This is a genomic window from Burkholderia sp. Bp9004 (assembly GCF_003858025.1).
In the GTDB taxonomy this organism is placed as follows: Bacteria; Pseudomonadota; Gammaproteobacteria; order Burkholderiales; family Burkholderiaceae; genus Burkholderia; species Burkholderia diffusa.
Map to the genome: position 1 here is coordinate 119730 of NZ_QTQD01000011.1, position 22039 is coordinate 141768.

The 22039-nt window shown below is 67.1% G+C and carries 18 protein-coding genes and 1 tRNA gene; 7 read left to right on the forward strand and 12 right to left on the reverse strand.

Annotation, left to right across the window (positions count from 1 at the left end):
• Positions 1–270: 270 nt before the first annotated feature.
• From mscL to DIE08_RS15000, 3 genes are all read right to left on the reverse strand, one after another.
• Positions 271–702 (reverse strand): large conductance mechanosensitive channel protein MscL, encoded by a 432-nt coding sequence (gene mscL / locus DIE08_RS14990; RefSeq protein WP_059599962.1) that lies wholly within the window; start codon positions 700–702, stop codon positions 271–273.
• Between the two features lie 249 nt (positions 703–951).
• Complete coding sequence (locus tag DIE08_RS14995) at positions 952–2127, reverse strand: tetratricopeptide repeat protein (protein WP_124902351.1); 1176 nt, start codon at positions 2125–2127, stop codon at positions 952–954.
• A 78-nt stretch (positions 2128–2205) separates the two neighbouring features.
• Positions 2206–2886, reverse strand: a complete 681-nt coding sequence (locus tag DIE08_RS15000) for a PspA/IM30 family protein (protein ID WP_124902352.1) — start codon at positions 2884–2886, stop codon at positions 2206–2208.
• Positions 2887–3323: 437 nt separating this feature from the next.
• Here DIE08_RS15000 and DIE08_RS15005 point away from each other — a divergent pair, with 437 nt between their 5' ends.
• The gene (locus DIE08_RS15005; RefSeq protein ID WP_124902353.1) at positions 3324–5843 is read left to right on the forward strand and encodes a penicillin-binding protein 1A; all 2520 of its coding nucleotides are present in this window, start codon (positions 3324–3326) and stop codon (positions 5841–5843) included.
• A gap of 87 nt (positions 5844–5930) precedes the next feature.
• Here DIE08_RS15005 and DIE08_RS15010 read toward each other — a convergent pair whose 3' ends face one another.
• The 4 genes from DIE08_RS15010 to mfd all read right to left on the reverse strand — a co-directional run bounded on the left by DIE08_RS15010 (position 5931) and on the right by mfd (position 12401).
• Positions 5931–6401, reverse strand: a complete 471-nt coding sequence (locus DIE08_RS15010; RefSeq protein WP_059599965.1) for a DUF3574 domain-containing protein — start codon at positions 6399–6401, stop codon at positions 5931–5933.
• Between the two features lie 133 nt (positions 6402–6534).
• Complete coding sequence (locus DIE08_RS15015) at positions 6535–7554, reverse strand: threonine/serine dehydratase (RefSeq protein ID WP_124622506.1); 1020 nt, start codon at positions 7552–7554, stop codon at positions 6535–6537.
• A 59-nt stretch (positions 7555–7613) separates the two neighbouring features.
• Positions 7614–8834 (reverse strand): acetylornithine deacetylase, encoded by a 1221-nt coding sequence (gene argE, locus DIE08_RS15020; RefSeq protein ID WP_124622508.1) that lies wholly within the window; start codon positions 8832–8834, stop codon positions 7614–7616.
• A gap of 96 nt (positions 8835–8930) precedes the next feature.
• Positions 8931–12401, reverse strand: coding sequence for a transcription-repair coupling factor (mfd, locus tag DIE08_RS15025; protein WP_124902354.1), 3471 nt, complete (start codon positions 12399–12401; stop codon positions 8931–8933).
• 108 nt (positions 12402–12509) lie between these two features.
• Between mfd and ispD the strand changes: the two genes are divergently transcribed.
• Both ispD and ispF read left to right on the forward strand, forming a co-directional pair.
• Positions 12510–13220 carry a 2-C-methyl-D-erythritol 4-phosphate cytidylyltransferase gene (gene ispD, locus DIE08_RS15030; RefSeq protein WP_059599969.1) on the forward strand — a complete coding sequence of 237 codons (711 nt, stop codon included), beginning with the start codon at positions 12510–12512 and terminating at the stop codon, positions 13218–13220.
• Between the two features lie 28 nt (positions 13221–13248).
• A complete protein-coding gene (gene ispF, locus DIE08_RS15035) occupies positions 13249–13734 on the forward strand; it encodes a 2-C-methyl-D-erythritol 2,4-cyclodiphosphate synthase (RefSeq protein WP_057925367.1) in 486 nt (161 codons plus the stop codon).
• A gap of 143 nt (positions 13735–13877) precedes the next feature.
• On the opposite strand, the gene DIE08_RS15040 is transcribed toward ispF, so the two are convergent.
• From DIE08_RS15040 to ompR, 4 genes are all read right to left on the reverse strand, one after another.
• The gene (locus DIE08_RS15040; protein WP_044843722.1) at positions 13878–14405 is read right to left on the reverse strand and encodes a carboxymuconolactone decarboxylase family protein; all 528 of its coding nucleotides are present in this window, start codon (positions 14403–14405) and stop codon (positions 13878–13880) included.
• A 76-nt stretch (positions 14406–14481) separates the two neighbouring features.
• Positions 14482–15030, reverse strand: a complete 549-nt coding sequence (locus DIE08_RS15045) for a peroxiredoxin (RefSeq protein WP_059599970.1) — start codon at positions 15028–15030, stop codon at positions 14482–14484.
• Positions 15031–15219: 189 nt separating this feature from the next.
• On the reverse strand, positions 15220–16581 hold the full coding sequence (locus DIE08_RS15050) for an ATP-binding protein (RefSeq protein ID WP_124622512.1): 1362 nt from the start codon (positions 16579–16581) through the stop codon (positions 15220–15222).
• A 40-nt stretch (positions 16582–16621) separates the two neighbouring features.
• Positions 16622–17356, reverse strand: a complete 735-nt coding sequence (gene ompR / locus DIE08_RS15055) for a two-component system response regulator OmpR (protein ID WP_004192636.1) — start codon at positions 17354–17356, stop codon at positions 16622–16624.
• 258 nt (positions 17357–17614) lie between these two features.
• Between ompR and DIE08_RS15065 the strand changes: the two genes are divergently transcribed.
• The 3 genes from DIE08_RS15065 (at position 17615) to DIE08_RS15075 (ending at position 20789) form a co-directional block, all read left to right on the forward strand.
• A complete protein-coding gene (locus DIE08_RS15065; protein WP_059599972.1) occupies positions 17615–17893 on the forward strand; it encodes a hypothetical protein in 279 nt (92 codons plus the stop codon).
• A 120-nt stretch (positions 17894–18013) separates the two neighbouring features.
• Positions 18014–19498: a DUF1800 family protein gene (locus DIE08_RS15070; RefSeq protein WP_124902355.1), complete on the forward strand. Its 1485-nt coding sequence runs from the start codon at positions 18014–18016 to the stop codon at positions 19496–19498.
• Positions 19499–19565: 67 nt separating this feature from the next.
• Positions 19566–20789: a DUF1501 domain-containing protein gene (locus DIE08_RS15075; RefSeq protein WP_124902356.1), complete on the forward strand. Its 1224-nt coding sequence runs from the start codon at positions 19566–19568 to the stop codon at positions 20787–20789.
• 24 nt (positions 20790–20813) lie between these two features.
• Here DIE08_RS15075 and hpnD read toward each other — a convergent pair whose 3' ends face one another.
• Positions 20814–21647 carry a presqualene diphosphate synthase HpnD gene (gene hpnD / locus DIE08_RS15080; RefSeq protein WP_124902357.1) on the reverse strand — a complete coding sequence of 278 codons (834 nt, stop codon included), beginning with the start codon at positions 21645–21647 and terminating at the stop codon, positions 20814–20816.
• 245 nt (positions 21648–21892) lie between these two features.
• On the opposite strand from hpnD, the gene DIE08_RS15085 reads away from it, so the two are divergent.
• A tRNA-Leu gene (locus DIE08_RS15085) sits at positions 21893–21979 on the forward strand.
• Positions 21980–22039: the final 60 nt, after the last annotated feature.

Here is a 22039-nt window from a genome sequence, read left to right on the forward strand (position 1 = left end):
TATGTACGCCGCATGTCGATCCTTTATAGCACACGAAAATGCTGCACTCGTGCGGTACGACGATCAATGTCTCCCGTCGACCCGCTTGCCACGATGATCGACACAGCCAGCGTCTTGGCGCCCGTACTGTCGTTTAGTCTCCATCATAGACCTGCTTTTCCCGCGCGTGCATTCGCGCGTCACAAAAAAGTGAGATGGGCCACGCGCGGCGCGTGCCCATGAAAAAGGCCCGCACTTGGCGGGCCCGGCGGATGCTACGTGGCGCGGTGCTCAGCGTTGCTTGAGCGAATCGCGGATCTCGCGCAGCAGCACGGTGTCTTCCGGCGTCGCGGCCGGCGCGGTTTCTTCCGGCTTGCGCAGCTTGTTGATGAATTTCACCATCAGGAAAATGATGAATGCGAGGATCACGAAATTGATCGCCACGGTGATGAACGAGCCGTAGCCGAATGCGGCGACGCCCGCCGCCTGCAGGTCCTTGAACGAATCGGGATTACCCTTGAACGACGGAGGGATGGTGCCGAGCAGAACGAACTTGTTCGAGAAATCCAGACCGCCCGTCAGCACGCCGATCACCGGCATGATGAGGTCTTTCACGACCGAGTCGACGATCTTCGAGAATGCGCCGCCGATGATCACGCCGACGGCGAGATCCATCACGTTGCCTTTGACGGCGAACTCCTTGAATTCCTTGATTATGCTCATGAGCGGCTTTCTCCTGGTTGGGCGAGGGGAGGCGTGCCGCGACGCGCAGGGCTGCGAAGCGTCTGGCGGGTCGGAGGGGATCGGAGGCACGCCGATGGCCGCATGATAGCGAACGTGCCCCATTGCCGGTAGCCCATCTTGAAATGATTAACAAATCACGGAGGGCGCCGGTGCGAGCGGAAATGAAAGGAAGCGCGGTGTAAGGGGGGCGGGCGCGGCGCGATGCGTCAACGCCCGCGTGTGGACTGCTCAGGTGTTGTCGTCGGTCCAGCCGTCGTCGTTGCTGCCGAGATCGACGCTGCCTCCGCCGTTGCCGTCGCTCCAGTTCGAGTTGTCGCCGCGGCCGAGGTCGAAGCCCGGATCGGTGTTCTCCTGGCGCCGGCGCTGGTCGTCGACGATCACGTCGCGTTCGACCACGCGTTCGCGGCCGCCGGACATCGCCTCGCCGAGCAGCACGCCCGTCAGCAGCCCGCCCATTCCACCGCCGAAGCCACCGCCTTGCTGGACCACGACGGGCGGCTGCTGTTGCGGGTACGGCTGCTGCGGGTACGGTTGCTGCTGATAGGGCTGGCCTTGCATGCCGGTCACGCGATCTGCTTCCTGCGCATACACGGAGCCGCTGCCGTTTGCGGGCGCCGCGGGTTGCGCGCTCGGATCGGGGCGGCCTTCGACGCGTGCCTTCATGCTCGCATGTCGCTGTTCGAGTTCGTCGATGCGATACGGCGGCACCGGGTTCTTGCCGTTCGACAGCGCCTCGACGAGCGTGCGTGCATCGGTCTCGATGCCTTCGAGTTCGCCGGTGAGTGCGGCGGCGCCCGGCGCCGTCGACAGCTTCGCGTCGAGTTTCAGCGGACGGATGTCGTTCAGCACGTCGGTCGCGCGTTTCAACTGCGTGCGGCGTTCGTCGTCGGCGCGGCTGTTATCGGCGGAGCGTGCGCGCCGCAACGTCCAGCGCAGCACCAGCGCGATGATCGCGACGATCAGCCCGAGGCCGATCCACATGCCGGTCGACGGACCGTGTTTCGCGACCGGCGCGGCGGGGGCGAGCGACGACTGCAACGAACCGGCCTGGGTGGCCGACGGTGCATTGCCGCTTGTGCGCGCGGCGTCCGCGCGAATGCGCGATTCGGTCTGCGCGAAACGCGCCGCATCGGTGAAGCGCAGTTGCGGATCGAGCGACTTCGCTCGCTGCAGTTGCGCGAGCGCGTCGGACGCGCGGCCTTCGCGGTCCAGCACCTGTGCGTACAGGTAGCGCGCATGCGCGTTGTTCGGATGCGCGTCGATGACTTGCGACAGCTGCGTGTCGGCTTGCTGCCAGTTGCGCTGCGCGATCGATTGCTCGACCTGCTGCAGCGACGGGACCGCAAACGCGGCGGACGACAGCAGCATCAGCGAGAGGCCGAGAGCGGCGAGAGATTTCTTCATGGTCGAACCGGGCGCAAGCGCCCGTCTCCTGACGATCGGTGCGCGCCGCAGGCCCGGCGGGCCGCGGCGCGGTTGCCGTTACTGCGCGGGCGTGTCGAGCTGCTTCTTCAGCGCGGCGAGGCGGTCCTCGACCGACGGGCCCTTGTTCAGCGCGGCGAGCTTGTCATCGAGCGCCTTGCCGCTCGACGTGTCGGCCGAATTCAGGCGGGCGTCCGAGCGTGCGTTCTGCAGCGCGACCTTGTCCTCGAGCATCTGGAAATCCTCGGACAGGTTCTTGCCGCCGATGCCGCCCAGCGCGCTGGCCGCGACGTCCTTCGCCTGCGCGATTTCCTGCTTGGCCTGCAGGATGTTCGAGCGTGCGTTCAGGTCGTTGCGGCGCTGACGCATGTCGGCGATCTGCCCCTTCAGCTTGTCGACCGACGGCTCGAGCGTCGTGAGTTCGGCCGCGAGCGCATCGCGCTCGGCTTCCGCGTTCGACTGCGCGGCGAGCGCCTCGCGTGCGAGTGCTTCGTCGCCGGCCTGCAGCGCGCGCTTCGCGCCGTCCTCGTACTTCTTCACCTTGTCGTCGGCCGCATCGCGCTTGCTGCGCTGGGTCGCGACTTGTGCCTCGATCTCGATCAGCGAATTCTCGGCACGGCCGATGCTGTCGTCGAGCTCCCGCACGATCTGCCGTGCGTCGCGCGACGGATCCTGTACCGAGTCGGCCGCATCGTTCAGCAGGCCTTTGATCGTGCGCGAAACAGAGTCGAAAAGCGACATGAAATCCTCCGTGGTTGAAAGGTGCCGCGTCAGCGGCAATGCCCGTCGCGAATCGGTTCCGACCCGCGTGAGCTGGCGGATATTACACCGCCGGCCCCTTAAATACGGCTTAAGTGCCGGAGTTCAAGCGCCATGCGCGTGCGGGCTTCAACCTTTCGCATCTGAAAGAAACATCGCCGCACGCACCGGGTTGCGAGTCCATGATAGGCGGAGCATCGCGCCAATACGTTCCGCAATTCACGCTTGTGCGGGAATTTTTACAAAAAATCGCGAAGCCGATCGGTCGATTTCATTAAAATGCGCTGTCACGTCGCGGGAACGGATCGCCGCGCGGCGGGGTCTGTCGACGTGACAGTTGCCACGATGCACCCACTCTGATTCATCCGCTTGCATTTTCCGCATGCGTCCGAGGGCGCCACGCCGCCCGCCATTCCGACATGCCAATTATCAAACGACCGTCTTCTCCTTCCGACCGAAACGAGCCTCACTACACGTTGCGCCGTTCGCCGTCGGGGGCCTATTACCCCGATGACGACGACCGCGGCGACGACCGTCGCGCGCAGCGCAGCGGAGGCGGGGGCGCCGATCGCCGCTCGTTCGGCTCGCGCGTCGCGCTGTGGTTCGTCGGCCTGTTCGCGACGCTCGCGATCGTCGGTGCGCTGATCGTCGGCTACGCACTCGTCGTGATGGCGCCGCAACTGCCGTCGCTCGATGCGCTGACCAACTACCAGCCGAAGGTGCCGCTGCGCGTGTTCACTGCCGATCACGTGCTGATCGGCGAGTTCGGCGAGGAGCGCCGCAGCCTCGTGCGCTTCCAGGACATTCCCGACGTGATGAAGAAGGCGGTGCTCGCGATCGAGGACTACCGCTTCTACGAGCACGGCGGCGTGGACTTCCTCGGCATCCTGCGCGCGGGCGTCGCCGACCTGATGCACGGCGGCGCGCGCCAGGGCGCGAGCACGATCACGATGCAGGTCGCGCGCAACTTCTTCCTGTCGAGCGAGAAGACGTATACGCGCAAGATCTACGAGATGCTGCTCGCGTACAAGATCGAAAAGGCCCTGACGAAGGACCAGATCCTCGAGCTGTACATGAACCAGATCTACCTGGGCCAACGCTCGTACGGTTTCGCGGCCGCCGCGCGCGTGTATTTCGGCAAGGACCTGAAGGACATCACGCTCGCGGAAGCGGCAATGCTCGCGGGGCTGCCGAAGGCGCCGTCCGCGTATAACCCGGTCGTCAATCCGAAGCGCGCGAAGGTGCGTCAGGAGTACATCCTGAAGCGCATGCTCGAGATCGGCTACATCACGCAGCCGCAGTACGACCAGGCGGTGAAGGAAGAGATCCACGTGCGCACGCCGGGCAACCAGTACGCGGTGCACGGCGAATACGTCGCCGAGATGGTGCGGCAGATGATGTATCAGCAGTACAAGGATGAAACCTATACGCGCGGGCTGACCGTCACGACGACGATCAACTCGGCCGATCAGGAAGCGGCGTACCAGGCCGTGCGTCGCGGCATTCTCGATTACGAGCGCCGCCACGGCTATCGCGGGCCGGAAGGCTCGATCAACCTGCCGGCGGCCGGCGACGATCGCGACGAGGCGATCGACGATGCGCTCGCCGATCACCCGGACAACGGCGACCTGCAGTCGGCGGTGGTGCTGGCTGCGGCGCCGAACGCGGTCGAGGTGCAGTTCGTCGGCGGCGCGACGACGACGATCGGCCCGGCCGGGCTGCGCTTCGTGTCGGCCGCGCTGAGCCCGCGCGCGAACGCGACGCTGCGGATCAAGCCGGGCTCGATCGTGCGCGTGCTGAAGGACGGCAACGCGGGCTGGCAGGTCGTGCAACTGCCGCAGGTCGAAGGCGCGCTCGTCGCGATCGCGCCGCAGGACGGTGCGATCCGCTCGCTTGTCGGCGGCTTCGACTTCAACAAGAGCAAGTTCAACCACGTGACGCAGGCGTGGCGCCAGCCGGGTTCGTCGTTCAAGCCGTTCATCTATTCGGCGTCGCTCGACAAGGGCCTCGGACCGGCGACGATCATCAACGACGCACCGTTGTATTTCCCGCCGAGCGTGCCGGGCGGCACCGCGTGGGAGCCGAAGGACGACGACCAGCCCGACGGGCCGATGTCGATGCGTACGGCCCTGCAGCGTTCGAAGAACCTCGTGTCGATCCGGATCCTCGCGTCGATCGGCACGCAGTACGCGCAGGAGTACGTGACGCAGCGCTTCGGCTTCGATCCGGCGAAGACGCCGCCGTACCTGCCGATGGCGCTGGGTGCCGGCCTCGTCACGCCGCTGCAGCTCGCGACCGGCTATGCGGTGTTCGCGAACGGCGGCTACAAGGTCGATCCGTACCTGATCGCCGAAGTCGACGACGCGCGCGGCCAGCCGTTGCAGAAGTCGCAGCCGGTGATCGCCGGCGGCACCGCGCCGCGCACGATCGAGGGCCGCAACGCATACGTGATGAACAGCCTGCTGCATACGGTCGCGACGGCCGGCACGGGCGCGGGCACCAACGCGCTCGGCCGAAGCGACCTGCAGGGCAAGACGGGTACGACGAACGACGCGAAGGACGGCTGGTTCGCCGGCTACCAGCAGTCGCTCGTCGCCGTTGCATGGATGGGCTTCGACCAGCCGAAGAGCCTCGGCAGTCGCGAATTCGGCGCGCAGCTCGCGCTGCCGATCTGGGTGAACTACATGCGCACCGCGCTGAACGGCGTACCCGAGCAGCAGATGCCGATGCCGGACGGGCTGACGTCGATCGACGGCGAGCTTTACTACGCTGATCGCACGCCGGGCAACGGCTTCGTCGCGAGCGTGGACATCAACCCGGCCGCGAACGCGATCAGCGCGAACGACGCGCTCGGCTCGGCCGGCTCGGAGGGGCTCGCACCGCCGCCCGTCACGCAGCAGGAGAAGCAGCAGATCATGGACATGTTCGAGAGCAAGTAAGCGATACGCGGATGTCTCGCATGCGACGGGCGCCTTCGGGCGCCCGTTTTTTTTGCGTGGCGCCGCGCGTCGGTCGATGAGGACGAGTCAGAATGACGCGCAGGCCGGCACGCGCGTGATGCCGACCGACTCCTGCCGGAAGCGCTCGCGGTACGCTTGCCGGATCTCGGCAAGCCGCGCGTGCGTGGCGGCCGTATCGTCGGCGACGATGCGGACCACGAAACTTGCTTCGCGGATGATCTGGCCGGTGGCGCGGTCGCGCCATTGGCCGTGGGTGTCCCAGTACGTGAAGCCGTCCGGAAAGCGCGGCGTGACGACGTCGGCGAGGAAGGCCGCGCGTTCCGCATCGGTGACGGGGCCGCGTCCGGCGATAGCGCGCCCGAACAGCAGGTCGGCCTGCAGCATCTGGTGCGCGTCAGGCTGCACGCAGGCCGCGGGCGTGTCGATGACGGGCGAGGGCGGTGCCGCGCAACCAGCGAGCAGCGCGATGGCGGCAGCGCCGATCGCGTGGTGCGCGCGACGCCGCCACGTCGCGGGACGTGCGTTCGAAGACGGCATCTGCCTATTTCGCGTCCGGCATGCCTCGCGCGCGTAAAACGCTGCGCGCTCAACCACTTGCGTGCATGTCCGGCGGGTTATCAACAGGGCTGTCAACATAAACTGGGGATAACCCTCGGTGCCGTGCACGCCTTCAGTGCTGCAGTTTCGCGTGCGCGAGATGCATGCCGAGCGTCGCGGGGTCGGTGTTCGTGCCCGACAGCAGCACGCCGACCCGCTTTCCCTGCAGCGTTTCGCGCAGCGGGCCGAGCAGCGCCGCGAGCGCTGCCGCGCACGCCGGTTCGACCGCCAGCTTCAGGTGCGAGAACAGGAACAGCATCGCCGCGCGCAGCGCGTCGTCGGACACCGTGACGATCCGGTCGACGTGGCGCCTGCACAGCTGGTAGCTGTATTCCTCGGTGTGCGGTGCCATCAACGAGTCGGCGATGGTCTGCATCGCGCTCATCGTGATCGTGTGATTCGCCGCGAAGCTGCGGCTCATCGCGTCGGCGCCTTCCGGTTCGACGCCATACACGTGCACGCGCGGATTCGCGAGCCGCAGCGCGGTCGCCATGCCGGCCGCGAGCCCGCCGCCGCCGATCGGCACGATCACCGCGTCGAGATCGGGCGTCTGCGTTGCCCATTCGTAGCCGAGCGTCGCGGTGCCGAGAATCGTGTGATAGCCGTTGAACGGATGGATGAAGAAGCGGCCTTCCTCGGCCTCGATCCGCCGCACGAGGTCGAATGCCTGCGACGCGCTGCCGGCGAGCACGACTTCCGCGCGGTACTGCTTGCACTGCGCGATGCGCGCCGGGCTCGCGGTATGGAACATCACGACCTTCGCGCTGCTGCCGAGCCGCATCGCCGCGTACGCGACGGCTGCCGCATGATTGCCGGCCGACACACACGTGACGCCGGCGCTCTTGCGCGCTTCGTCGAGGGCCAGCAGGTGCGTGAACGCGCCACGCGCCTTGAAGCTGCCACTCACCTGCAGCAGCTCGAACTTGAAGTTGACGTGCGTGCCCTCGAGGGAAGGCAGGTCGGCGCGCTCGAACACGGGCGTGCGCGCGACCCACGGCGACAACGCGAAATGCTGCGCGGCGATTTCGTCGAGCGTCGGAATCGGCTCGCCGTCGATCGTCGTATGGGCAGTGCCCTGTTGTTCAGTCGACATGACGTGGCGGGTGGCGGGGTGGGCCGGCCCGCACACGCAGGCCGGCGTGGCGGGGGCAGTCAGTGTGCGTCGACCGACATGCTGCGGATGAACTTGCGCAGGAACTGCTCGCAGGCGGCGAGCTGCGCGAGTTCGACATATTCGTTCGGCTTGTGCGCCTGTTCGATGTTGCCGGGCCCGCAGACGATGCTCGGGATGCCCGCGCGTTCGAACAGGCCAGCCTCGGTGCCGTATGCGACCTTGCGCTTGTCCTGGTCGGCCGTCAGCGCGCGCACGAGCTGCGTGATCGCGGCCTGTTCGGTCGCATCGAGCCCGGGTGCGGCGGCGATCTTCGAGAACTCGATCGCCGCGTTCGGATGCTCGCGACGCATCTGCGGCAGCAGCGTTTCCTGCGCATACGCTTCGATGCGCGTGAAGATCTGCTCGGGATCGAGCGTCGGCAGGTTGCGGAACTCGAAGTCGAACCGGCATTCGGCCGGCACCGTGTTGATCGCGTTGCCGCCCTGGATCGTGCTCGTTTGCGCGGTCGTGAACGGTACGTCATACAGCTCGTCGAACGGGCCTTCGGCGCGGAAGCGCTCTGCGATGTCGCGGATGTGGCAGATGAGGCGCGCCGCGTACTCGATCGCGTTCAGGCCCTTCGGCGTCAGCGACGAGTGTGCCGCGTGGCCGCGTACGCAGCAGCGATATGCGTTGATGCCCTTGTGCGCGATGATCGGCCGCATGCTGGTCGGCTCGCCGACGATGCAGCCGGACGGCTTCACGCCGCGCTTGACCAGATCGGCGATCAGAAGCGGTGCGCCCGCGCAGCCGATTTCCTCGTCATAGGACAGCGCGAAATGGATCGGCTTCGCGAGCTTCGTCGCCTGCATCTCGGGCAGCAGCGCGAGCGCCGTGCCGATGAAGCCCTTCATGTCGCACGTGCCGCGGCCGTACAGGCGGCCGTCGCGCAGCTCCGGCGCGAACGGGTTGCTGTCCCACTGCTGGCCGTCGACCGGCACGACGTCGGTGTGCCCCGACAGCACGATGCCGCCGTCGGTCGAGCCGTCGTGCGCGGGCACCGTCGCGAACAGGTTGGCCCAGCCTTCGCGCGGATCGTGCGTGAGCGTCGACGCGATGCCCTTCGCGGCAAGCGCGTCGCGCACCGTTTCGATCAGGCCGAGGTTCGGCACGCGGCTCGTCGTGTCCATCGACACCAACTGCTTGATCCAGGGCAGGCTGACGAGCGAAGCGTCGCCTTGGTCGGCGGCGGACGGCGCCGTCGCGTCGAGAGTGGACATGGCAAAACTCCGTCTGATGAATGGGAAAATCATACTCAAAAACGCGTTCGCCCGCCTTCGTCGGCCGCGATGCGGTGCAGCATCGCGGCCGTGTGGTCAACGTGCCGCGCTCGCCGTGTCGGCGCGCGGCGCGAGTGCGCGCAGCGTTTCCTTGATCGTCGATACGCGGATCGCGAGATCGGGCGAGCGCGTCTCGATGCGCAGCTTGTCCTGGCCCGCGAGCTTGATGTGCCGGTGTTTCTGCACCATGTCGATGATCCGCATCGGGTCGATCGGCGGATTCGGCTCGAACTGCAGCCCGATCGCGGCCTCGCTCGCATCGATCTTGACGATGCCGAGCGGCTTCGCGGCGATCCGCAGCCGGTGCGTCTCGACGAGCGCGTGCGCCTGCGGCGGCAGCTTGCCGAAGCGGTCGATCAGCTCTTCCTGGATACCGTCGATCGCGTCGCCGTGCTCGCAGTTCGCGAGACGCTTGTACAGCGATAGCCGCTCCTGCACGTCCGCGCAGTAGTCGGCCGGCAGGATCGCGGGCGCATGCAGGTTGATTTCCGTCGTCGCGGCGAGCGGGGCGGTGAGGTCGGGCTCCTTGCCGTTCTTCAGCGCCTTCACCGCGTCGTTCAGCATGTCGGTGTAAAGCTGGAAGCCGATCTCGTGGATCTCGCCCGACTGCTTGTCGCCGAGCACCTCGCCAGTGCCGCGGATCTCGAGGTCGTGCATCGCGAGATAGAAGCCCGAACCGAGTTCCTCCATTTGCTGGATCGCCTCGAGCCGGCGCTGCGCCTGCTTGGTCAGTGACTGCGGGTCGTGGACCAGCAGGTACGCATACGCCTGGTGGTGCGAACGGCCGACGCGGCCGCGCAACTGGTGCAGCTGCGCGAGGCCGAACTTGTCCGAGCGATGCATGATGATCGTGTTCGCGCTCGGCACGTCGATGCCGGTTTCGATGATGGTCGTGCACAGCAGCACGTTCGCGCGCTGCGCGACGAAATCGCGCATCACGCGTTCGAGTTCGCGCTCGTGCATCTGGCCGTGCGCGATCACGATGCGCGCCTCGGGCACGAGTTCCTCGAGCATCGCCTTGCGGTTCTCGATCGTCTCGACCTCGTTGTGCAGGAAATACACCTGGCCGCCGCGCTTCAGCTCGCGCAGCATCGCCTCGCGGATCACGCTTTCCTCCTCGCGCCGCACGAAGGTCTTGATCGCGAGCCGCTTCTGCGGCGCGGTCGCGATCACCGAGAAATCGCGCAGCCCCTCGAGCGCCATCCCGAGCGTGCGCGGGATCGGCGTCGCGGTGAGCGTCAGCACGTCGACTTCCGCGCGCAGCGCCTTCAGCGCTTCCTTCTGGCGCACGCCGAAGCGGTGTTCCTCGTCGATGATGACGAGGCCGAGGCGCTTGAACTGCACGTCCGACGACAGCAGCTTGTGCGTGCCGATGACGATGTCGACGCTGCCTTCGTTGATCTGCGCGATCGCCGTGTTCACTTCCTTCGCGGTCTTGAAGCGCGACAGCTCGACGATCCGCACCGGCCAGTCCGCGAAGCGGTCCACGAAGGTCTGCGTGTGCTGCTCGGCGAGCAGCGTGGTCGGCGACAGCAGCGCGACCTGCTTGCCGCCCATCACCGCGATGAACGCGGCGCGCAGCGCGACCTCGGTCTTGCCGAAGCCGACGTCGCCGCACACGAGGCGGTCCATCGGCTTGCCGCTCGTCATGTCGCCGATCACGGCCGCGATCGCCGCGGCCTGGTCGGGCGTTTCCTCGAAGCCGAAGCTTTCCGCGAACTTCACGTAGTCGCGCGGGTCGAGCGCGAACGCGTGGCCTTCGCGGGCCGCGCGGCGCGCATACAGGTTCAGCAGCTCGGCGGCCGTGTCGCGAATTTGCTGCGCGGCCTTGCGCTTCGCGCGCTCCCACTGGCCCGAGCCGAGCGCGTGCAGTGGCGCGCTGTCGGGATCGGCGCCGCTGTAACGCGAGATCACGTGCAGTTGCGCGACCGGCACGTAGAGCTTGCTGTCGCCCGCGTATTCGAGATGCAGGAACTCGGTCTCGCCTTCGCCGAGATCCATCGACACGAGGCCCATGTAGCGGCCGATGCCGTGCTGCGCATGCACCACCGGATCGCCGACCTTCAGCTCCGACAGGTCGCGCACCATCGCGTCGACGTTGCTCGCCTGTTCCTGGCGGCGGCGCCCGGCGCGGCGGCCGAGCGCACCGTACAACTCGGTTTCGGTGACGATCGCGTAGCCTTCGCCCGGCACCGCGAAGCCGCTCGCGAGCGGCGCGACGCCGAGCGCGAAGGGCGCGTCGCTTTCGAGCCAGCCTGCGAAGTGGTCGTTCGACGCGGGGCGCAGGTGATGCTCGGCGAGCAGTTGCAGGATCGTTTCGCGGCGGCCGGCCGATTCGACCGTCAGCAGCACGCGCTTGCCCGACGATTCGACGTACGTGCGCAGCGCGGCGAGCGGATCGTCCGCATGGCGGTCGACGGTGAGCTCGGGCAGGCCCGTCGCCCAGCCGCCGGCCGGCTGCGCGGGCAGCACGACGCGCGCGAACGGCTTCGCGAACGCGAAGAAATCCTCGTCGGACAGGAACAGGCGCTGCGGCTCGAGGATCGGCCGCTCGCGATCGTGCGCGAGGAACGCGTGACGCTGCTTCGTATCGGCCGTGAAGCGGCGGATCGACGCTTCGAGGTCGCCGGTGAACACGAGGTGCGCATCCGGCGGCAGGTAGTGGAACAGCGTGGCCGTCTCGTCGAAGAAGAGGGGCAGGTAATACTCGATGCCGGCCGACGGCACGCCGTTGCCGATGTCCTTGTAGATCGGCGCGCGGCTCGGGTCGCCTTCGAAGGTTTCGCGCCAGCGGCTGCGGAAGGCCGTGCGCGCGGCTTCGTCGAACGGAAACTCGCGGCCGGGCAGGAGGCGCACGTCGCGCACCGGGTAGAGGCTGCGCTGCGTATCGGGATCGAACGCCCGGATCGAGTCGACCTGGTCGTCGAACAGGTCGATCCGGTACGGCAGCGGCGAGCCCATCGGGTACAGGTCGATCAGCGAGCCGCGCACGCAGTATTCGCCGGGTCGCACGACCTGGCTCACGTGCTCGTAGCCGGCCAGCGTGAGTTGCGCCTTCAGCTTCGCCTCGTCGAGCCGCTCGCCCTGCGCGAACGCGAACGTGTACGCGGCCATGAACGACGCGGGCGGCATCCGGTACAGCGCCGTGGTCGCGGGCACCAGCAGGATGTCGCAGCGGCCCTCGCCGAGGTCGTGTAGCGTCGCCAGGCGCTCGGAGACGAGATCCTGGTGCGGCGAGAACGTGTCGTACGGCAGCGTTTCCCAGTCCGGTAGCAGGCGCACGCGCGCATCGGGCGAGAAGTAGCGGATTTCCTGCGACAGCCGCTGCGCGTCGACCGCGTTCGCGCAGATCACCGCGAGGAGCGGGACCGCGTCGCGGTTGTCGGCGAGATAGCGGGCGATGGCGAGTGCGTCGGCGGAGCCGTGCGCGCCGTCGAAGGCGAACCGCTGGCCCGGTTTGACGCGGGCGACGGGCGAAGCGAACGGGGTGGAAGCGTTGTCTGGCATAGGGACGGCAGGGGTGGCGGGCACGGGCGCATCGCGGTGCGCCGGTCGAGACGAAAGACCTATTATAAAATCCGCTTCTCGATTTCATCTTTCCGGCGTTTCCCCTTCGTGACTCCCCGACTTTTCGCCCTGATTCCTTGCGCCGGCACGGGCAGCCGTTCCGGTTCGGCCGTGCCGAAGCAATACCGCACGCTGGCCGGCCGCGCGCTCCTGCATTACACGCTTGCCGCGTTCGACGCGTGCAGTGAATTCGCGCAGACGCTCGTCGTCCTCGCGCCCGACGACACGCACTTCGATGCGCGCCGCTTCGCGGGCCTGCGTTTCGCGGTGCGCCGCTGCGGCGGCGGCTCGCGGCAGGCGTCGGTGCTCAACGGGCTGCTCGAGCTGGCCGAATTCGGCGCGAGCGACCAGGACTGGGTGCTGGTCCACGACGCTGCGCGCCCGGGCATCACGCCGGAGCTGATCCGCACGCTGGTCGCGACGCTGAAGGACGACCCGGTCGGCGGCATCGTCGCGCTGCCGGTGGCCGATACGCTCAAGCGCGTGCCGGCTGGCGGCGACGCGATCGCGCGCACCGAATCGCGCGACGCGCTGTGGCAGGCGCAGACGCCGCAGATGTTCCGCATCGGCATGCTGCGCGACGCCATCCTGCGCGCGCAGCGCGAAGGGCACGACCTGACCGACGAGGCCAGCGCGATCGAATGGGCAGGCCATACGCCGCGCGTCGTGCAGGGTAGCCTGCGCAACTTCAAGGTCACGTACCCGGAAGATTTCGCGCTTGCGGAAGCGATCCTCGCGCGCCCCGCGAACGCTTCCTGACTTTCACCTCATCTCAACCGGAATACGCATGGATTTCAGAATCGGACAAGGCTACGACGTGCACCAGCTCGTCCCTGGGCGCCCCCTCATCATCGGCGGCGTGACGATTCCTTACGAGCGCGGCCTGCTCGGTCATTCGGACGCGGACGTGCTGCTGCACGCGATCACCGACGCGCTGTTCGGTGCGGCGGCGCTGGGCGACATCGGCCGCCATTTCTCGGACACCGACGCGGCGTTCAAGGGCGCGGACAGCCGCGTGCTGTTGCGCGAGTGCGTCGCCCGCGTGAAGGCGGCCGGCTTCACGATCCAGAATGTCGACAGCACGGTGATCGCGCAGGCGCCGAAGCTCGCGCCGCACATCGACGGGATGCGCGCGAACATCGCGGCCGATCTCGGGCTGCCGCTCGAGCGCGTGAACGTGAAGGCGAAGACCAACGAGAAGCTCGGCTATCTCGGTCGTGGCGAGGGCATCGAGGCGCAGGCCGCTGCACTCCTGGTGAAGCAGGGCGCGTGAGCGCCTGAAGCCGGTCCGAAGCGGCGCGCCGGTTGCGCCGCCGGAATGAAAAATGCCACGCGCTTGCGTGGCATTTTTCATTTGCGGCGCGGTGCGGCGCGCATGGCCGCTGCATTGCACCGCGTTGCCGCTTGCGCGACGGCTTATTCGCCTTCGGCGGCGATCACCTGCGCGGCAGCGTTGATCACCGACGCGATGCGGCCGACGTCGCGCAGCTGCGTCGTCGTCATCCCTTGCTCGTTCTTCAGCAGCGCATAGTGCGACTTCACGCAAAAGTGGCACTTGCCGACGATCGATGCGGCGAGCGCGTACATCTCGAACCTGCGCTTGTCGACGCCGCCGTGCGACGCGTACGCGCCCATCCGCAGCTCGGCACGCTGCGTCTTCAGGTCGGCGTCGTCGGCCATCTCGACATACGGATACCAGGTGTTGTTCATCCCCATCAGCGCGGCCGCCGTCAGCACGGCGTTCGTCTCTTCGGGCGACAGCACGCCGGCTTCGCGGATCGTCTTCACGAGCACGGTGCTCTTCGCCGCGACCGCCGCCGCCAGCGCGACGCCGACTGCATCGGTGCCTTCGAGCGACGAGCGCGAGATCGTGCCGTCGAGGTTCAGGCGAATGTCCTTCGCGTAGTCGGGGATGCGCGCCTTAATCGAGTCGATGAATTCCATTGATATCTCCTATGGGTTGGCCGTTAAAAAAGCCCGCAGGCAGGACGTGCTCCGCGGGCTTCGTGCATCGATGCGCTTACAGCGTTGCGCCGCCGACTGCACGGTTGCACGGGCACAGTTCGTCCGTTTGCAGGCCGTCCAGAATGCGCAGGACTTCTTCCGGGCTACGGCCGACGTTCAGGTTGTTCACCGAAACGTGCTGGATCGTGTTGTCCGGATCGACGATGAACGTTGCGCGCAGGGCCACGCCGGCTTCCTTGTCGCGCACGCCGAGCTGGTCGATCAGCTCGCCCTTGACGTCGCCGAACGAGTAGTGGTTCAGCTTGTTCAGGTCCTTGTGCTCACGGCGCCATGCGAGCTTCACGAATTCGTTGTCCGAGCTGCCGCCGAGCAGGACGGCGTCGCGCTCTTCGAACTGCTTCGTCAGCTTTGCGAACTCGACGATTTCCGTCGGGCACACGAACGTGAAATCCTTCGGATAGAAGTAGATGATCTTCCACTTGCCCGGGAACGACGCTTCGGTGATGGTCTCGAATGCCGACTGGCCGTTTTCCTCGTGATTGTTGAAGCCCGGCTTCGCGGCTACGACGGTGAATGCTTCGAGTTTATCGCCCACGGTTTTCATGCGGATACTCCTGTATGAGTTGGGAAGAAGACTGAGTCAAGCTACCTCGGTGCTGCAACGTTGGTGTGACAGCATGAGCAGGACTATAACACTATTAACAAAGCGCTTCAATAGATTTTGACTAACAATCCCCATAGTTTTTTTCAACCGCGCCGATAGTGTGACGCGCAAGAAGCGTGCGCGAACGCGTCACGCCGTCGCACGCGTCTTGCCGGCGCCGGGGAATTCGAGGGTGACTTCGAGGCCCGCTTCGGGGCTGCGGTTGCGCAGGCGCAGCGCGCCGCGATAGCGGCCGACGAGGCGCAGCACGATCGCCATGCCGAGCCCCGTGCCGTCCGCCTTGGTGCGCGCCGTGTCGACGCGGTAGAACGGCCGCATCACGAGCGGCAGCTGGTCTTCGGGGATGCCGGGGCCCTCGTCGCTCACCGACAATTCGACACGCGCGTGCGTCACGCGCGTCTCGAGCGTGATGCGCGACACGCCGTCGTCGCGGCTCTGGCCGTATTTGCGCGCGTTCTCGACGAGGTTGCCGATGACGCGGCGCATGTCGGTCTCGTCGGCTTCGATCACGGCGGTCGCCGCGAGCCGCGTGCGGATCTCGACGCCGTCTTCGCCCGACACGCGCGCGGCGACTTCCTGCACGATCGACGACAGGTCGACGGGCTCGGGCTTGCGCTGCGACGGGCGCGCGTAATCGATGAAGGCCGCGATGATGCGGTCCATCTGCTCGATGTCGTCGACCATCGCGTCCTTGGTCGCCTGGTCGGACGGGCTCATCTCGGTCTCGAGGCGCAGCCGCGCGAGCGGCGTGCGCAGGTCATGCGAGATGCCCGCGAGCATCAGCGCGCGGTCGGCCTCGAGCTGTTCGAGATCGCGCACCATCTGGTTGAAGCTGCGGTTGGTCTCGGCCGCGACGCCCATCCCGCGCTCGGGCAGCGGATCGGGCGCCTGGCCGGAACCGACCTGGCGCGCGGCGAGCGCCAGCCGCGAGAACGGCCGGTTGACGAGGCTCGTGATGAACGCGGAGCCGAACAGCGACAGCGCGAGCGCGAACAGGCCCCAGCCGGCCCACTGCAGGCCCGTGACGCTGTCGAGCTGGTCGCGGTCGAGCGCGACCCAGTAGTCGTCGTCGTCGATCTTGAAACTGATCCACACGCCCGGGATGTCGTTGACCGACTGCGCGATCACGGTATCGTCGCCGAGACGGCTGCGGATGTCGTGTTCGATCAGGCGGTTCAGCGATTCGTCGGGCTGCAGCTTGAACTTGTCGGTCTTTTCGCGCGGGTACACGCGCACGCCCTCGTTGCTCTCGAGATCCTGCAGCAGCGCGCGCCGCAAATCGGGATCGGAATAGAGCAGGGCGGTGCGCGTGAGCTTCACGATCGCGACGAGCTGGAGCGCGACGCGCTGCGCGCGCGGCTCCCGCTCGATGACGCGAAAGCTCTGGAACCACGCGGCGAGACTGACCGAGATCAGCAGCGCGATCAGCAGGAAGGTGCGCCAGAACAGCCCGCCGAACGCGAGCTGCAGGAGGCGCCGGTCGATACGCATGGGACGGGCCGTGGACGGGCGAAACCGGAAAGGAAAAAGATCAGGCGGCGCCGTCCGGAATGAACACGTAGCCGAGGCCCCAGACGGTCTGGATGAAGCGAGGGCTGCCCGGATCCGGTTCGATCAGCTTGCGCAGGCGCGAGATCTGCACGTCGAGGCTGCGGTCGAACACTTCGTATTCACGGCCGCGCGCGAGCTCCATCAGCTTTTCGCGCGACAGCGGCTGGCGCGGATGGCGCGCGAACACTTTCAGCACCGAGAATTCGCCGGTCGTCAGCGGAATTTCCTGGCCCGACTTCGTCAGCGTGCGTGTGGCGAGGTTCAGCGAGAACTCGCCGAACTCGAACACCTCGGTGGTTTCCGACGGCGCGCCCGGCAGTTCGGCCGGCGCCTGGCGGCGCAGCACCGCGTGAATGCGCGCGACGAGTTCGCGCGGATTGAACGGCTTCGGCAGGTAGTCGTCGGCGCCCATCTCGAGGCCGACGATGCGGTCGACGTCCTCGCCCTTCGCGGTGAGCATGATGATCGGCGTGCGGTCGTTGCTGCCGCGCAGGCGGCGGCAGATCGACAGGCCGTCCTCGCCCGGCAGCATCAGGTCGAGCACGAGCAGGTCGAAGCGTTCGCGCACCCAGAGCTTGTTCATCGCGGTCGCGTTTTCCGCGACGTACACGTTGAAACCCTGCTCGCCGAGATAGCGGCGCAGCAGATCGCGCAGGCGCGGGTCGTCGTCGACGACGAGAATCTTGGAGGGGTTTTTCGTTTCCATGAGCGGCATCTTATCGCGAATGGGAAATCACGCACGGTTGCGTATTTTCGCGCGTTACAGTCCGTTACAAAATTTACCCGTAGTGTCGCGCGGAGTAAAGGCAGGCTATAGAGATTCCTTTACTCGAAGCCGAAATTCGGTAGATACTCCCCTGCACTCCATCTTTCATCTTTGTACGCCCGAATTCCGCAGGGTTTTTCAAGTACCAGAGGTAACCGGTTGCCGCGTGACGAAGGGAACAAATCGACCAGAGAAGCGAGGACGGTCATGCGATCTGCCCGGATTGCACTGATGCTGACGATCGCACTTGCCGGTCCATATGCGTCGAACTTCGCGTATGCGCAGCGCCCCGAGCAGGGCGCCTCGTCGCGCAAGCTGCAGCGCGGCAAAGCGCCGCAGCCCGACCGTGCCGCCGACACGGCGGTCCGTTCCGCCGTGCCTCCCGATCTCGAACAGCGCCGCCGCGACGGGCACATGACGCCCGAGGAGCGCCACCTGTTGCGCCAGCACATCGAGGACGCCGTTCGCGAGCTGTACAAGCGCTGACACCCACGCGATCTTGCACGGCGCGGAAAGATTCCGTAGCAATTTTCCCGTCAACTTTCAGATGCCTGCTGCCGTTGTACCGGCATCCGCACCGCCGGTGCGTTCCGGGAGTCCACGACGATGAAAGCGAACGCTGCCGTCCCGGCATCGCCCGCGATGCAGGCGCCGCTCGACGCCGACGATGCGCTGTTCTTCCTGAGCCGCACCGGCTTTTCTCCCGCACCGGCCGAGGTCGCCCGCATCGTCGGGATGGCGCGCGCGCAAGTCGTGGCCGATACGCTCGGCAACGTGCGCCGCGACCCCGTGACGACCTGGCCCGACTGGCTCGCCGAGCTGCCGCCGACCCGCGCACAGCGACAGGCGCTGACCCCCGACATGCGGCGCGACGACCAGCGCGAACGCAATCGCCGCTACGATGCGTTGCGCGCGGCGTGGGTCAACGAGATGGTCGTGACGCCGACGCCGCTCACCGAGCGCATGACGCTGTTCTGGCACGGGCATTTCACATCCGGGCAGGACAAGGTCCCGTATCCGCAGACGATGGCCGCGCAAAATGCGCTGTTTCGCCGCGAGGCGCTCGGCAACTTCGGCACGCTCCTGCATGCGGTCGCGAAGGATCCGGCGATGCTTCAGTATCTCGACGGGGCGAGTAACCGCAAGGGCCGTCCGAACGAGAATTTCGCCCGCGAAGTGATGGAGCTGTTCACGCTCGGCGAAGGGCATTACACGCAGCACGACGTGACCGAGGCCGCGCGCGCGATGACCGGCTGGAGTGTCGACCCCGATACGCTGCGCTTCGTGGTTCGGCCCGAATGGCACGACGCCGGCGACAAGACGATACTCGGCGAGACCGGTGCGTTCGACGGCGACGGCTTTCTCGATATCCTGTTGAAGCGGCCCGACACCGCTCGCCTCATCGCCGGCAAGCTGTGGCGCGAGTTCGTGTCCGATGCGCCCGATGCCGGCGCGCTCGATGTCGTCGCCGAACGGTTTCGCGCGAGCGGCTACGACATACGCGCGGCGCTCGCAGCGCTCTGGTCGACCGACGAATTCTGGGATCCGCGCAATCGCGGCGTGCTCGTGAAGTCGCCGGCCGAGTTCGTCGTCGGATCGATGCGGTTGTTCGACGTCGCGTATGGCGATCCGCAAATGCTCGCGAACACCGTGCGCACGCTCGGGCAGAACCTGTTCTATCCGCCGAACGTGAAGGGCTGGCCGGGTGGTGCGATGTGGATCAACAGCACGACGCTGCTCGCGCGCAAGCAGTTCGTCGAGCAGTTGTTCCGCGCAACCGAGACCGTCGGCATGCGGGCGCCCGCGCGTGCGATGGCAACACCGTCGCCGAATGCGCGGGCGCAAACGATACCGGTTGCCGACATGCGCGACGCGCCGGTGAGGCCCGCGCGCGGCGGCCTGCGATTCGACCTCGAACGCTGGCTTGCGCAGTATCGTGCGCGGCCGCAGGCGATTGCCGGATTGTCGACCGAGCTTCAACTGCAGCACGCGGTGCTGCCGCTGTCGCCGGTCGCGGCAATCGATACGGACTCGACCGGCAGCGCGTATCTCGAGGCGCTGCTGATGGATCCGGCCTACCAACTGAAATGACCGAAACGACGATGAACCGGCGCGCTGCCGCGATGGCCGCGCCGCGCGGCGAACCGAAGGATGCACGATGAACCGACGTGATTTTCTGACGCTGACGGGCGCCGCGGCCGCGGCGGGCGTGTCACTGTGGCAGTCGTCCGCGCAGGCGGCGACATCGATGGCCGCGGCGGGGCGGCAGCCGGCGGCCGGCTACGCGAACGTGCTGATCCTCGTCGAGCTGAAGGGCGGCAACGACGGCCTCAACACGGTGGTGCCGTATGCCGATCCGCTCTACTACCAGTTCCGCCGCAGCATCGGCATCGCGCGCGACCACGTGCTGCAGCTCGATGCGCATACGGGGCTGCACCCGTCGCTCGCGCCGTTGATGCCGCTGTGGCGCGACGGGCGGGTCGCTGTCGTGCAGGGCGTCGGCTACCCGCAGCCGAACCTGTCGCATTTCCGCTCGATCGAGATCTGGGATACCGCGTCGCGCTCGGACCAGTACCTGCACGAAGGCTGGCTCACGCGCACGTTCGCGCAGGCGCCGGTGCCGCCCGGCTTCGCTGCCGACGGCGTCGTGCTCGGCAGCGCGGAGATGGGGCCGCTCGCGAACGGCGCGCGCGCGATCGCGCTCGTCAATCCTGCGCAGTTCGTCCGCGCGGCGAGGTTGGCCGAACCGTCGTCGCTGCGCGAGCGGAACCCGGCGCTCGCGCACATCATCGACGTCGAGAACGACATCGTGAAGGCGGCCGACCGGCTGCGCCCGCGCGGCGGGATGCGCGAGTTCAAGACGGCTTTTCCGGCCGGCACGTTCGGTACGTCGGTGAAGACCGCGATGCAGGTGCTCGCGGCATGCGAGGCGTCGGGGCCCGGCGCGCAGGACGGCGTCGCGGTGCTGCGGCTCACGCTCAACGGTTTCGATACGCACCAGAACCAGCCGGGGCAGCAGGCAGCGCTGCTCAAGCAGTTCGCGGAAGGGATGAGTGCGATGCGCGGCGCGTTGATCGAACTCGGACGCTGGAACCAGACGCTCGTGATGACGTATGCGGAATTCGGACGGCGCGTGCGCGAGAACCAGAGCAACGGCACCGATCACGGTACCGCTGCGCCCCATTTCGTGATGGGCGGCCGCGTGGCCGGCGGGCTGTACGGCGCGGCGCCGGCACTCGGGCATCTCGACGGCAACGGCAACCTGCCGGTCGCGGTCGATTTCCGCCAGTTGTATGCGACCGTGCTCGGGCCGTGGTGGGGGCTCGATGCGACGCACGTACTGCAGCAACGATTCGATACGCTGCCGCTGCTGAAGGTGTGACGCTTGGGAGGGTGACGGCGCGGATCAGCGCCGGCGCGCGGCGCGCCACGCGATCCACAGCTTGCGGATCGGTGTCAGCGCGATGCGCTGGTGCAGCACCTGGTAGCCGTCGCGCTCGATTTCGTCGAGCAGTGCACCGGCCAGTGCAATCTGCGCGCGCAGCGTGCGTTGCGCGCGGCGTTCGGATGCGGGGACCGCTGCGTCGGCGGCGGCCAGCGCTTCGCGCGCGCGGCCCGTCTGAAACTGCAGCAGCTCGGTGAAGGCCGGACTGTAGCGGCGGTTCAGCAGGTCGGCAGCGGTCACGTTGTAGCGCTGCAGTTCGTCGATTGGCAGATAGATGCGGCCGTGGCGCGCATCGTTGCCGAGTTCCTGCACGAATTGCGCGAGCATCAGCGCGCGGCCGGCATCCGCGGCCCACGGTTGCGGGGCGGCCGGATTCGCGGCGCTTGCGCGGGCGACCAGCGACGCGAAGGTGCCGCCGACCTGCGCGATGTAGCGCTCCAGGTTCGCGAAATCCAGGTAGCGCGCCTGTTCGAGATCCATCCCGTAACCGCTGACGAGCGTGCGCAGCGCGTCGGATTCGGCCTCGATCGCCGGGTGGTGTTGCGCGAGCGCCTTCGTGACCGGATGCGACGGTTCGCCGGCGGCGAGCGCCGCGAGTTCCTTGTGCCACCACGCGAGCTTCGTGTGTCCGACGGTCGGATCGCTGGTTTCCTTGACGGTTTCCTCGAGTTCGCGGCGCAGCGCGAACAGGGCGGTCAGGCGCGGTTCGGCGGCGAGCGGCGCCTGGCGCAGCGCGTAGTAGACGCTGGAGCCCGCGGGGGCGGCCTTTTGCTGACAGTAGTCGTCGAAGTTCACGGGTGGGATCGTGGCGGAGGCGGATTCGGGGACGCGCGCCGGCGCATGGCCGGCACTCGAGCGCGGCATTCTAGCACCGCTCTTCGACGGGCGCCGGTAGGGCGAGACAATGCTGCACAGATCGGGTAGAATCTCGCGCTCGCCTGATCGGGCGTGCCGGTTTTCGTGCCGATACGAAGCCCCGGCAAGTCCCGGGCGCGTGGAGAACGCATCTTGCGTGCCATGCGCTGAGGCGGCGGATATTTGCGTGAGTGGCGAAATTGGTAGACGCACCAGGTTTAGGTCCTGACGCCCGCAAGGGTGTGCCGGTTCGAGTCCGGCCTCACGCACCACGAAGTCGAACGTGCCCCGCTAAGGGCCGTTCCGAGAAAGCGCTGCCGGTCGGCTGACCG